The organism is Calothrix sp. CBUCES-K 9914 (assembly GCF_059640475.1).
Genome location: NZ_JBXXZH010000072.1, coordinates 24,895 through 38,640, shown reverse-complemented (window position 1 = coordinate 38,640; position 13,746 = coordinate 24,895). Strand labels below are relative to the sequence as shown.

Annotated in this window: 12 protein-coding genes; 5 read left to right on the top strand and 7 right to left on the bottom strand. The window is 38.6% G+C overall.

Going from position 1 to position 13,746, the window contains the following annotated elements; genetic code table 11:
- Positions 1–262: 262 nt before the first annotated feature.
- The gene (locus tag AC2JBO_RS17700) at positions 263–490 is read right to left on the bottom strand and encodes an MmgE/PrpD family protein (protein WP_496954964.1); all 228 of its coding nucleotides are present in this window, start codon (positions 488–490) and stop codon (positions 263–265) included.
- Positions 491–745: 255 nt separating this feature from the next.
- Between AC2JBO_RS17700 and hisC the strand changes: the two genes are divergently transcribed.
- The gene (gene hisC, locus AC2JBO_RS17695; RefSeq protein ID WP_496954963.1) at positions 746–1,804 is read left to right on the top strand and encodes a histidinol-phosphate transaminase; all 1,059 of its coding nucleotides are present in this window, start codon (positions 746–748) and stop codon (positions 1,802–1,804) included.
- Positions 1,805–1,950: 146 nt separating this feature from the next.
- Here the strand turns inward: hisC and AC2JBO_RS17690 are convergent, their stop codons facing one another.
- Positions 1,951–2,184: a hypothetical protein gene (locus AC2JBO_RS17690; protein ID WP_496954962.1), complete on the bottom strand. Its 234-nt coding sequence runs from the start codon at positions 2,182–2,184 to the stop codon at positions 1,951–1,953.
- 158 nt (positions 2,185–2,342) lie between these two features.
- Between AC2JBO_RS17690 and AC2JBO_RS17685 the strand changes: the two genes are divergently transcribed.
- Both AC2JBO_RS17685 and AC2JBO_RS17680 read left to right on the top strand, forming a co-directional pair.
- Complete coding sequence (locus tag AC2JBO_RS17685; protein WP_496954961.1) at positions 2,343–4,445, top strand: NAD(P)/FAD-dependent oxidoreductase; 2,103 nt, start codon at positions 2,343–2,345, stop codon at positions 4,443–4,445.
- 270 nt (positions 4,446–4,715) lie between these two features.
- Complete coding sequence (locus tag AC2JBO_RS17680) at positions 4,716–5,090, top strand: COG3650 family protein (protein ID WP_496954960.1); 375 nt, start codon at positions 4,716–4,718, stop codon at positions 5,088–5,090.
- 54 nt (positions 5,091–5,144) lie between these two features.
- Here AC2JBO_RS17680 and AC2JBO_RS17675 read toward each other — a convergent pair whose 3' ends face one another.
- From AC2JBO_RS17675 to AC2JBO_RS17655, 5 genes are all read right to left on the bottom strand, one after another.
- Entirely contained in the window at positions 5,145–5,321 is a 177-nt protein-coding gene (locus AC2JBO_RS17675) for an NblA/ycf18 family protein (RefSeq protein WP_496954959.1), read from the bottom strand.
- A 1,177-nt stretch (positions 5,322–6,498) separates the two neighbouring features.
- Positions 6,499–6,660: a hypothetical protein gene (locus tag AC2JBO_RS17670; RefSeq protein WP_496954958.1), complete on the bottom strand. Its 162-nt coding sequence runs from the start codon at positions 6,658–6,660 to the stop codon at positions 6,499–6,501.
- Positions 6,660–7,436: a hypothetical protein gene (locus AC2JBO_RS17665; RefSeq protein WP_496954957.1), complete on the bottom strand. Its 777-nt coding sequence runs from the start codon at positions 7,434–7,436 to the stop codon at positions 6,660–6,662. Before AC2JBO_RS17665 ends, AC2JBO_RS17670 begins: the two co-directional genes overlap by 1 nt.
- Before the next feature lie 209 nt (positions 7,437–7,645).
- On the bottom strand, positions 7,646–8,089 hold the full coding sequence (locus tag AC2JBO_RS17660) for a cupin domain-containing protein (RefSeq protein WP_073623295.1): 444 nt from the start codon (positions 8,087–8,089) through the stop codon (positions 7,646–7,648).
- A gap of 78 nt (positions 8,090–8,167) precedes the next feature.
- Complete coding sequence (locus AC2JBO_RS17655; protein ID WP_496954956.1) at positions 8,168–8,947, bottom strand: cysteine hydrolase family protein; 780 nt, start codon at positions 8,945–8,947, stop codon at positions 8,168–8,170.
- Between the two features lie 105 nt (positions 8,948–9,052).
- On the opposite strand from AC2JBO_RS17655, the gene AC2JBO_RS17650 reads away from it, so the two are divergent.
- Positions 9,053–10,450: an amidohydrolase gene (locus AC2JBO_RS17650; protein ID WP_496954955.1), complete on the top strand. Its 1,398-nt coding sequence runs from the start codon at positions 9,053–9,055 to the stop codon at positions 10,448–10,450.
- A 139-nt stretch (positions 10,451–10,589) separates the two neighbouring features.
- A complete protein-coding gene (locus AC2JBO_RS17645) occupies positions 10,590–13,730 on the top strand; it encodes a two-partner secretion domain-containing protein (protein ID WP_496954954.1) in 3,141 nt (1,046 codons plus the stop codon).
- The last annotated feature ends 16 nt before the right edge of the window (positions 13,731–13,746 follow it).

The following is a 13,746-nucleotide window of genomic DNA, read 5'->3' as shown; positions in this document are numbered from 1 at the left end:
ACACGTAACTTCTTCTTTTCTTTGTGCCCTTTGTGCCCTTTGTGGTTTATTTCTTTAAAGAACCACATAATCCGGAGGATTTCCCGCAGGGTAGACACGAAGAACACAAAGGGCAATAGCGATTTTTCTTTTTAGAATGAAACAGCCCTGCCTTCCACGCGGGGGGTTGGGGGGATTTTATTCTTAACCGAGCAGTATTGCATTTGGTCCTGCAATTACTAAAAATCTTGGTTTTTGCACCATTTTGTCTTAATCAGTAAAATCAATAATTATTTTTATCGTTTACTTTTCCATTCTGATTATTGGGCTGAACTTCTCGAATAATTTCATATGTTCCATCTGCACGTATTTTGTATTCAAAATGCTTCCCTTCTGGCGTTTCAAATGTCGGTACTCCGTGATTTGAATAATATATATTCCTACCTGCTGCCTTATGCATAGCTATTTCACGTAAGCAAGTAGCTTGAGCTTCTTTTTCTAATGTTTCCATCAAGATAATAAAGTCCATGTCAGACGATAAAACGCTCGGTATCAGGTTTTAGACTTTATTAGTTAATTATAATATCATTAATCCGAAACCGGATAGATTTTATTATCTTCATTAAATGACTGTGCCTCTGTGGTAAAAAGTATATAGATGTTGTTGGGGCGCCAGCCTTTTGTAGCATAAGCTTATAGCTAATTTGTAAGTGGGGCTTTGCCCTACCTACCACAATATGTTTGTCAACCCGTCCCCACAATAATCATGGTTTCTTTTTTCCGTCCTAACGTTGATGCAATGGCGCCTTATGTACCTGGAGAACAACCACCACCAGGAAAAAAAATTATCAAATTAAACACGAATGAAAATCCATATCCACCTTCATCTAAGGCAATGTCCGTTTTGCAAAATCTTGATAGCGAATACTTACGACGCTATCCTGACCCATATGCAAACGAGTTTCGACAAGCTGTTAGTGATGTGCTGGGTGTTCCGCACGACTGGATAATTGTTGGTAACGGTAGCGATGAAATTTTAAATGTACTTATTCGGGCTTGTTGCGAAGGCGCTCGCAAAGTAGTGTATCCAATCCCTACTTATGTTTTGTATCGTACTCTTAGCGCAATGCAGCCAGCAGAAACCGTAGAAATTTCCTATGGCGAAGATTTTAAATTGCCTTTAGAAGAATTAATTGCTGCAAATGGCGCCATAACATTAATTGCATCACCAAACAGTCCATCAGGTCACATTGTTCCAATTGATGATTTACGAAAATTAGCTTCATCTCTTACAGGGGTTTTAGCTGTTGACGAAGCTTATGTTGACTTTGCCGAAGAGTCAGCTTTAACGCTCGTGTCGGAGTTTGAAAACGTAATTATACTACGAACTCTATCCAAAGGTTATTCCCTAGCTGGATTAAGATTGGGTTTTGGGATTGCCAACCCAGAACTGTTAAAGGGGCTATTTAAAGTCAAGGATAGCTATAATATTGATGCTATCGCCTGTATGGTCGGCGCCGCAGCAATGCGTGACCAATGTTATAAAAACGAATGCGCTCAAAAGGTAAAATCATCTCGTACCCAATTCGCTTTGAGGCTCAAGCAGCTAGGATTTAAGGTTTGGAACTCACAAGCTAACTTCTTGCTAGTACAACCGCTACAACACTCAAGCGAAGCGCTTTACCTGGAACTTAAACAAAAAGGCATCTTAGTTCGCTACTTTAAACAACCAGGTCTTGATGATAAGTTACGTATTACCGTAGGAACAGACGAGCAAAACCAAACCTTAATCGATACACTCAAAGACTTAATTGATTTAACCTAACCTGATTGGTTGCCAATCTTAAACACAACCCTGAATCTAAATCTCACACCACAAATAATGATTGGCAACTTTATATCAGGCTATAAAAAACAAACCAAATAAACAACGGTTATCTATTACTGTTCAGTTATATATTGATGATAAATCTATGACAAACTATCCCATGCTTGGGCTACAACCTGACTCAACCAGCGACGTTGCTGCTTGTCAAGAACCATGTCATCAGCCAGAACTTGTGCTGTAAGTTCTTCGAGTGATTGACCTTGGGCACGAACGATATTTATTACACCCGCGATAGCAGCAGCCACCAATTCTTCATCAACTGGCGAAGAGCGCAGGTCAAAAATTTGTTCTGGACTGTTTGGGATGGGATAATTCATGGCGTGAGGTTATTGGCGAACTAATGAACGATAATTTTGATAAACTCTTAAAATTTCTTTACTGAATTTTCATCTAGCTGATAGGGCGGATATTACCGCACTTTACAGGTTTGTTAAATCTGTCTTAATGAGTAGATTTTTCGGAGAATGCCCAAAAAATGAAACAACTGCTTTATTTAGAAATCCCAACCCCTGACACAGCCTCGGTTCGAGACTGGCTGCAAACAGAATTCACAGTAGAAAGAAGCTCAAAATCAAGGACTCCTGACGGAATTCGATTGAGAGTGGGTGAATCTACAACAGAAAATACCAGTATTCCGGACAAACAACAAGAACTTTCGATATTCGTATGGTCGGTACAACGAACAACCTACTTGAAAATTTTTCGCTGGGGAGATAATTCCTTTCCCAATGAGGCACAAATTCTTAAGCGTCTGAATAAAGAAATTCGTAATCGTTTCCCTAATCAATACCCCGAACCACCTGCTATTGATTTATCTAAGCAAACTATATTTGAAGCTTTGGCGCCACACTACCCTCTTACCGTCAAGTACTTCCAAAAAATGCCCAATGGTGAATACGACCTCAAACGCGCGTACTGGTGGGAACAGCGATGGTGCCAAGGTGTCAAAAACCCGCAACAGCCGAAACAGGTAGTATTTACTAAAACAGCTACTAAAACAGCTACTAAAACAGCACAAAAGGAAATCGAGGGCGCTCCAGAATACGACATAATATATATTGGCGGCGCCCTAGGTGTAATCCACGCAGCAGTAATGGCACGACTTGGGTATAAAGTCTTACTAATCGAACGTTTACCATTTGGTCGAATGAACCGTGAATGGAATATTTCGCGAGATGAAATTCAAAACCTGGTTAATTTGGGCTTGGTGACTTCAAGTGAAATCGAGTCAGTAATTGCGCGCGAATATAAAGATGGTTTCAACAAGTTCTTTGATGCCAACAATCCCAAAAAACTAAAGGCGCCCGTACTACATACTCCAACAGTATTAAATATATCATTAAAATCAGACAAATGGCTGCAATTATGCGGTGAGAAATTGAAAACCGCAGGAGGTGAAATATGGGAGGAAACAGAGTTTATTCGTGCTGATACAGATACTTCTCAAGTCAAAGTAACAGTTAAAAATTTAACAAATAATACAGAAAAACAAGTCAGCGCACGATTACTTGTAGATGCAATGGGAACTGCTTCACCGATAGCTTGGCAGTTGAACGGGAGTCGTGCGTTTGACAGCGTTTGCCCTACAGTTGGAGCAGTAGTTAGTGGATTTTCACCTGGAGTATGGGACTCACACTATGGTGATGTTCTATACAGTCACGGCGATATTTCACGAGGTAGACAATTAATTTGGGAATTATTCCCTGGTGAAAATGATGAATTGACAATTTATTTATTTCACTACCACCAAGTTAATGCAGAAAACCCTGGTTCATTACTAGAAATGTACGAGGACTTTTTCACAATATTGCCAGAGTATCGGCGCTGTGACATCGATTTGTTAGAGTGGAAAAAGCCAACATTTGGGTATATACCTGGACATTTCAGTACCACTGCTAACGAGCGTACCGTTGCGTTTGATAGATTAGTTGCAATTGGAGATGCAGCTTCATTACAATCACCGCTAGTATTTACAGGATTTGGTTCATTAGTTCGCAATTTAGAGCGTCTTACCAGACTTCTCGACTGTGTACTGAAACATGATTTACTTAGCGCACAACATTTAAATAAAATACGCGCGTTCCAAAGTAACATAGCTGTAACGTGGATGTTTTCCAAAGGAATGATGGTTCCAACAGGGAAATTCTTACCACCCCAACGCATCAACTCAATGTTGAATAACTTCTTTGGCTTACTAGCAGATTCATCTCCTGAAGTTGCCGAAAACTTTATCAAAGACAGATTCGACTGGTTAACATTTAATCAACTAGCATTAAAAGCAGCAAGAAAAAATCCTGCCCTACTACCGTGGATTTGGGAATTAGCAGGCGCCAAAGATTTATTTCGCTGGCTAGGCAATTACATTAACTTTACCCGTCACGCAATAGTAAGTGCGTTATTAAGCAGTTGGCTACCTAATTTTCTTGCCAAAAATCAAAAATGGTTAGAAACCAACCCAGGTTTATGGTTACAACTGTTAGCGATCAACTACGCCATCAAAACAGGAAAACCGCCATCCAAAAAGCAAAGACTTTCACATACCACCACATCAAATGTTCAAAAGCCAGAAGTAATTTAACAAAATTCCCTCAAGATTCCCGACGCACGTAAAACTTGTCGGGAATCTTACCACCCGCAGTTGTAGAGACCGAATTAATACGGTCTCTACGTGGATTATTTTTTTATAATTCATATAGGACTGCTATATGTTATGGTATAAATACAGAAATAATATATTTCATCAAAAGTTCAAATCCAAACATATATTAATATGCTTCAAAAAGTTCATTTATTAAAAAGCTATTGGAGAAAAACAATAATCTACGTATTATTACTAAGTATTGTTCTGATGATAATTACAAACTATACAGTTGCTGCACAAACTTCAAAGCCAGCACCTACAAATTCAACTCAAAGCACACAAATAGAGGAATTTGAGATTCGAGGTACTGAGCCATTTTGGAGTGTAAATTTAACGAAACGCGGTATCAGTCTTTCGACACCAGATGCTAAAAAACAAACCTTCGCTTATGTCGCACCCCTCACCGCAATGGGACGTACCACCGACACTGTACGCGCGTACAAACTTCGCAGTGACAATACCTTAATTATCAAAAAAGCCAACGCAGCATGTAGCGATGGAATGTCAGAAACAGAATATCCTTATTCAGCTATATTTATTTTGGGTAACAAACTATTAGAAGGTTGTGCCGAGAAAAAATAGAGTAAATAAAACAAGTGGAGATTATCAACGTTTTTATAACCTCCACCTAAAGTCTTACAGCGTACCATTCTTTACTAAATTACGAATAATGTTGTCTTTTACCATTAACATACGCGAGGTTTGCATCAATATATCTAACATTTGCTCGCGCGACAGTTCTTCAGCAGACTCTTGCATTAAGCGCATTTGGAATTGTTGCTCTAGACTTAATTCAAACATAGTGTTATCCATAATCAATCCCCTTTGAGGTTTTAATAAGTCAAATACGTGCTTGTTAGTTTAAGTTACAATGAAAAGTAACTTACGCTGCTGAAACTACCTTTCAAACTTCCCCCATATATATATTGCGTTCGGGTTATTTGCTTTTCTTAATTACTAATTTATATTTTCGCGTCAAAAATACACACTATCTTGCGAATGAATTCAGACTCTATATCGCAGATATATTTATAACTTAAGGTATCTCACCTGCGAATCTAAAGACTGAAATAGAGTATACAAGTATTGATTCTACCTTTAGGTTGAGGAATTTTTAATTTTGAAGCTTTCCCTGTGTATTTTGACTGTATAGTAAACAAATATATCACAAATTTATAATTTATATATAAAATCTTTATACTTCTTCCTAAATCCGGCGCCTATTTGAGGAGTAAATCAACATAAATCTGTATTAACTAAGACAAAAATTAATATAAATTTAAAATATCTACTATTACCTCTGTACAAAGATAGAAATTGTCTGATTTAAACTTGAGCAGTCGGATAAAGGTGCAACATTTACAGTTCAGTTACCAATCCATGAAAATTAGCCACGAAAAAACCCCGGCTACCGTACCGAGGCTTGTTCTAATTCATACATCGATGGGAGATACCATAAAACCGATACCAGAGGGTGGAACCACTCCGATATTAAATAATGTAACGTTTTATTTCAAAATCGTCAAACTTCGTAGGATATACCCAGTCGGGAGCAAATGCTACTTTTGAGCTAATTCTTCAGCAATAGCTATGGTGGAATGTCACTGACTTAAGCATTTTGAGGCGCCAATAAATTGGGGTAGGGTGCGTGAAAGCTATTACTATCAAGCAATGTAACGCCAAATACAGTGCTTTCACGCACCATTAATACGTTAAGTAAGTGCCATTCATAGCTATGGTGCCATAAATATTGTTGCCTTATAATGTTTTACTGGGAGTTTATTCCATCAACTAGAGCAGGATAAAACTTATTCCCTGATCTATTCATTGAAATTGCTAAGTCCATATGGTGGATTTTGGGAATTCGAGAAACGCACCTAACTTTAAGTAAAAGTGCTTGAACTGTATGTATGAAACAGTGGTCGCCAGAAAAAAGGATTTAAATATTAGCGTGTTTTGCATAATCCAATTCAACTGTACTTGTCCTAGGTCAGGAACGGGCAAGGATGCCCATTCCACAATATACATAATTTAATTTTTGGAAGTTTCTAAATACTGAGATATATTGAGATGCTTCACTGCGGGACTCATGACATGAAAGTTCAGCATGACATGAAGAAGCATCCGTTACATCTGTTGCATCTGTTGCCATTACTCTTCTAAAGATTTTGCGGTCTTAGATAGCAACTTACCTAAGCGTTGGATATGACCTTTAAATCCTCTTTTTGCTTTATGAGCAGATTGTTGTGTTTGCTCACCCAAACGAGCTAAAACTTCAGCAATGTCACCAGCTTTAGGTTTGCTACGCTTTAATACTTGCTTCAGTTCTTTCAACCCGTTGGCAATTTCTTTCAAACTTTCATCTTCGGAATTATGCAGCACCTTATACCAGGAATCAATGGCGCCTACAGAAGTTTCGCTATCAACCTGTGTCAAATCACCATCTAAAGTATCTATCAAACCGTCGATTTCTTCGATTTGTTCGTGTTCTTCGATTTTACCTACAGTATTACCAACTTTAGTTAATTGCTTACCCAATTGTCGAACAGGAGTTTTTACGTCTTTTTCAGCGTCCGCAGCATAATTAGCTGTCTGTTCGCCAATTTCAATTAAAACTTCACTAATTTCATGTCCTGTAGCTTTGTTGCTTTTCAGGAGTTTTGCTAATTCTTTCAGGTGTGAAGCAATTTCTTTTACTTCTGGTTCTTTAACTTTTTGCAGTACACCTTGCCATTCGCTAACTAGTTCAACTGCTGCTTCTGTTTCTAAGTCAGTCAAATCACCACTAAGCGTTGAGCGCAAAGAATCAAGCTTTTCTAATAATTCATTATCAACTGTAGATTGTGCGCCATTTTGTTTTGCAGGTTGCTTGTCATCTTCATTATGATTAACATCCTGGTTACTTTTTGCTTGTGTTTTGCCTGCCATAATGTAAAACTTGCTACAGAATTTTGTAAATGTATAAGTTTTAGTTTACGAATCTACAATATCAGTTCCCTCATTCTAAAGAGCCAAAATCAAACAGATATATTATTTATCGTTTGGTAGAGGCTTTTTTATTTTTAATGATTAGTTCACAAATCTTAAAGCACAGGCAGGATGCCTGTGCCACGCTGTGCCACAATGAAGTTGTAAAATCAAGGCGCCAATCTACTGAGTACCAACATATCTTCTTCGTCCAACTCTACAGGAGTACCGCTACGAATCAACTCGGAAAAGTCTTCGTTTGGAACCATGATTGTTAAAGTATATAAACGTGAGGCGCCTGTATTTTTTATCATGTGAGTACCTGTAGGTGGTACCAATAAACTATCTCCGGTTTTAATTGAAACATTTTTGCCATCACAGATAGCTACTCCTTCTCCTTTAAGCACGAAAAACATTTCTACTGCCCATTGATGACGGTTCGGTGGAGTTTTTCCGCCAACATCAAAAATTTCTACGCAGCAGGTTAATGAAGTGTTGGCACTAGCGGTGTCGAAAACAATTGCTAATCGATTTGAATCATGGGGACTAATACGATAGACTTGATAGTCTTTGGGAGATTTAACGACAGGAATAACACAACTCTTAACGTGCATATAGATATTTCCTATGTGATTATTAACTCCTTGTTCTGGTGCGTGACGCTACTAAATCCTTGCTTCGTTTAAGAATTGTTATGGCGTCACACACCCTACTGCTTTATAAATTGCTTGGGAGTTGGTGACAAAACCAAAGCACTGTTTGACGTTATATATAGTTGCTTGCCAGCAATATTCAGGTGATGTTGTAGCAGTACAGTCTTCTATTAATATGCAGTCATATCCTAAAAAGTTCGCATCTTGAAGTGTTGCCATCACGCATTGGTCGGCATTTACACCTGTAAATAATAGTGTTGTGCGTCCTAAGTTCCGCAGGATACTATCTAAAGGCGTATCCCAGAACCCTGACATTCTATATTTATCGACGCGAATATCTTGAGGCGCCACTTCGAGTTCATCTACTACTGCCGCTGCCCAACTACCTGCCATTAAAACATGGGCACCGTTTGCTGGTAATGGGTCGCCTAAACCCACTCCTTCACCTGTGGGATTATATACATGTAGTACGTTAGCACTAATATTCATTAAATCTTTACGATTACCCCAATTTACCCAGAGTATAGGAATATTAACTTGGCGTAACACAGGTAATAACTTTTGTAATGGTTCAATAGGTTGCCGCACGGGTGTAACATCTACACCGATATGCGCTAACCAACCATCTGGGTGACAAAAGTCGTTTTGCATATCGATAACGAGAATGGCAGTTTTCGCTAAATCAATACGCACTTGTTTCGTTGCAGTTGTTAAGATGACAGGTTGTGGAGATAGTGGACGACGAGTAATATCAGCAACCTCGTGATTGACAGACCAAGCGTTTGGCGCTATCCCTAAGTTCCGAAGTGGTAAATTCATAAACAGTTTTATATTGGGGAAGGGGAATTAGTTCACTACTTCCCTAATAAACTTTTAACTCGAAAATTCGTTATTGAGTCTAATTACTTAATTAAGGTTAAAATCGTGGACTTTACTATTGAGAATGCTTTAATTGCCACACAGAATGATTATGCTAGTACTAATGTAGTAATTGCAGACGGTCGTATAAGGAGCGTCTCTTCACAACTTGATACTGTTGGTACGTCAATAAACGCTCATAATAAGCTTTTACTTCCAGGTTTTGTTAATGCCCATACCCATTCTTCCGAAATGTGGCAGCGGGGGATAATGTCCATGTTTCCCCTCGAATTATGGCTAGCTGAGTTATACGACTTTGCACCGCTTGATATTGAAAAAGTTTATTTAAGCGCATTGGGTACTGCCGTTGAAACTTTACTTTCTGGTGGTACTACCGTTGTAGACCATCTAGTTTTAATTCCAGGTAAAGAACTCGAAACTATTGCGACCGCAGTCCGCGCGTACAAAGAAGTTGGAATTCGCGCTTTTGTTGCTCCCCTTATTCAGGATGAGTCGCTTGCTGCTGGTATACCATCTGGAGATACAAAGCAAACCTACGAACCTTATTTTCGTTCCACCCAAGCAACACTCGATATTATCGAAGAAGCTGTCAAACAATTTCACCGTCCCGAAGAAGGTATTAATATTGCTGTGGCGCCTACAGGTATTCAGCTATGTAGTGATGCTTTATTTAAAGGATGTGCAGAACTAAGCGATAAATACAACCTTTGCCGACACTCACATTTACTCGAAACCAAAGCACAAGAAAAACTTGCTAAAGAAAAGTATGGATGTACTGCAGTTGAACATCTTCAACGTATAGGCTATTTAGATTACCGCACTTCCCTGGCACACTGCGTCCACCTTACAGATGGTGATATTGCTATTCTTGCGGCTACAAAATCTACTGTCGTTCACAACCCACTTAGTAACCTGCGTTTAGGTAGTGGTATTGCCCCTATCTTAAAATATCGTCAAGCAGGTGTTAACGTTTCTTTTGGTTGTGACGGTGCATCAAGTAACGACTCGCAAGATTTACTCGAAGCGATCAAAATTGGTTCAATAGTACATAATGTGACTGATTTTGATTATCAACACTGGATAACACCACATCAATCTGTCAAAATGGCTGCATTAGGAGGCGCCACTGGATTAAATATGGGTGATGACAATGGTTCTCTTGATGTTGGTAAAATAGCTGACTTAGTACTTTATGATTTAACCAGCTTATCATTGTTACCGCGTACAGACCCAATTGGATTACTAGTACTTGGGCGCCCAGTTAACGTAGTAGATAGTGTCTGGGTAAATGGAAAGCAAATAGTAGCTAAAGGGGAAGTTACCACAATTGATGTTGATAACCTACGGCAAGAATTATTAAAACATAGTGAGTGGCAAAAATCACGTAAATCCAAAACAGCAGCCCAGTTAGAAACCCACTATCGGTTAGTAATGGGTTTATAAAGGTACGGTGGCTATGCCGCACATACTTCATAATTCATAACAAATCCAAACGTAAGTAGTGGTAATATTGGGAACTAAACAGTCAGTATAATTGACATTTACCTTGTTGACTTAGATACCTGATACGGCAGCAAGAAAAATGAAACGAACTACAATCAACTCAATTATCACCAATTTTATTTTAGGTATTTTAGGGTTTTGTAGTGCGGCGCCGAGGTGTTTGGCTCAAATAGTTCCCGATAATACCATTCCTACACAGGTAAAAACTAATGTTGATATCAATAAGTTGCCAAGTATTGTTATTGAAGGAGGCATTATTAAAGGAAGTAACCTCTTCCATAGCTTTAGCGAATTTAATATAAATCAAGGACAAGGTGTTTATTTTACAAACCCCAATGGTGTTACTAACATATTGACTCGCGTCATAGGCGCCAATATTTCAAATATAAATGGTACACTCGGAGTCTTAGGTAATGCTAACTTATTTTTATTAAATCCGAATGGGATAACTTTTGGCGCCAATGCACGCTTAGAAATGGGTGGCTCATTTCTCGCAACAACAGCTAACAGTATTGATTTTGCAGACGGTACAAAATTCTTTACTAATGAAATATCAAATCCACTGTTAACTATTAGTGTACCTATTGGTTTAAATTTGAATAGTAATAAAGGAACAATTCAAGTAAAAGGTACAGAAAATGCACCGACAACAAATCAAGGTTTAGCTATTGCACCAGGAAAAACTCTAGCTTTAGTTGGTGGAAATATTAGCTTGGATGGAGGATTAATTACAGTACCATCAGGAAGAATAGAAATAGGTAGCGTTGAAAATGGAAGTATTAGTATTAATTCTGTTACCCCAGGTTTGAGTTTAGGGTACGACAAGGTAGAGAAATTTGGAAATATTAAGTTATTAAACAGTGCAAATATATCCAATATTTCAACAAGTAACTTTTCACAAACAGGTGACGTTCAGGTTCAAGGCAGTAATATCACATTAGATAAGGGTTCACAAATTACTAGTTTAACACCAGGTACTCAACCAGGAGTAAATATAGATATTAAAGCAACTCAATCTTTAAATATTGGTGGTAGTGATAATATTCAATCAATAACTTCTCGAATTACCAGTGTAGTTACCGCCGATGCTGATGCACATGGTGGTAATATTTCAGTAACTACACCTCAAATCACAATAACTGATGGGGGCAGAATTGAAACGGCAAGTCTTGGTAAAGGAAACGCTGGAAATATAGACGTTAAAAGTAATACAATAAATATCAGTGGATTTTCTCCTGACCAAAGTCAAAATAATTTAACTCGCCCTCTAAATAGTGGTATTGATAGCGCAAATTTAGGTGCTGGCGCCGGAGGAAACGTAAATGTATCATCTCAAAAAATTACATTGCTAGACGGTGGTTTTATCAGTACTTTTTCTGCTGCTTCCGCAACTGGCGCCGGAGGAAATATTTATATAAATGCAACAGAAAGTATTAATAGCAAGGGTACTAATCTTTTAAACCCAATTTTTAGTAGTGGTATTGGTGCAGTGAGTTTTGGCGCTAGTGCTGGTGGTAATATTCGTATTTCTACCAAACAATTAGACCTGCAACAAGGAGATGGAGTTCAATCTTCTGCCTACGGAAGCGGAAAAGGTGGAACTATAGATATTAATGCAACTGAGTCAATTTACGCTTTTAGTGACAACCCTTTAATAAAAGGTATATCTAGCGGTATCGGAGCTTCTACGTTTGGCACTGGTCATGGTGGAGATATTCATATTTCTACCGATAAATTACAGTTATTTGACGGCGCCGATATTAGTTCATTCTCATCAAATCAACCGCTTGGTGGAATTTTGCTACCTGGTACTGGAACTGGGAATGGCGGTAGTATAACAGTTAATGCTCGAACAGTTGAAGTAGTAGGAGTGAGTCTCTTAGCTCCTGACACCAATAGTGGTTTGTTGAGTGTTTCTTTTGGTTCCGGACGTAGCGGTGATATCAAGGTTTCTGCTCAACGCTTAACTGTAAAAGATGGTGGTTCGATATCAACAAATGTATTAGTTGGAGCTTTGAGTTTAGGAGTTCCGGCGCCAGGTGCAGGTAGAGGACAAGGTGGTAATTTACTTATAGATGCTAGTGAAATTGAAGTATTCGGAACAAATAAATTTCTTTTTACCCCTAGCAGCATTGGAACTATCTCTTCCGGTGAAGGCAAAGGAGGAGATACCTTAGTTAATACCCGTCAATTAATAATTCAAGATGGTGCTAGAGTTGGTTCAATTGCAGGTGCTACAGGCAATGCAGGCGCAATAAAAGTTAATGCTGATACTATAAGAGTATCTGGGGTAGGACTTAATGGAACACCATCTGAAATTTCCTCAAATGCTCTTATTTTGAGCGATGCAATACGGTTTGTTTACTTTTTACCACCTGTACCAAGTGGTAACACAGGTCAAGTCCATATAAACGCAGAAAAAATAGTTGTTAATGATGGCGCCCGAATAAGTGTCCAACATGACGGTACTGGAAATGCGGGGAAATTACGCATCGCAGCAAATACTTTGATATTAGATCAAGGTAGTATTCAAGCAACTTCAAACTCCGGGGAAGGTGGTGACATTAGTCTTCAAACTCAATTATTGCAGATGCAAAGAAACAGCGCCATCACAGCTACAGCTAAAAGTCAAGGCAATGGCGGAAATATTATAATTGATGCACAACTGCTTGTACAGTTAGAAAACAGCGATATTATTGCTCAAGCGTTTGACGGTCGTGGTGGCAACATCAAAATTAATACTCAAGGATTTTTAGGTGGACAGTTTCGTTCTCAACTCACACCACAAAGTGATATCACAGCAAGTTCGCAGTTTGGTGTCAATGGTGTGGTCAATTTAAACGTTCCTCAAGCTGACATCACTCAAGGAATAAACACTTTTACACTTAGTTTTTTAGATAACAATACTCAAGTGACTAACACTTGTAGCGCTGTAAACGGAAATAAATTTACTATTTCTGGACGAGGTGGTCTTCCAACATCACCGATACAGCCATTATTGGGTGAAACTATATGGCAAGATTTTCGTAATGCTGATAATCTACTAAGTCCTCACACTACTAGAACGCGCGCTGACAACGTAAATAATGCCAAAGTAAATAATGATAATTTAATAGAAGCTAGCGGATGGGTAGTGGATAATAAAGGAGAAGTTGAGCTAGTCATTGCTTCTGCTGCTACTACTCAACATAATTGGTACTCGGCGCCAACATGCAAATAGAACCTCAAATTATCAA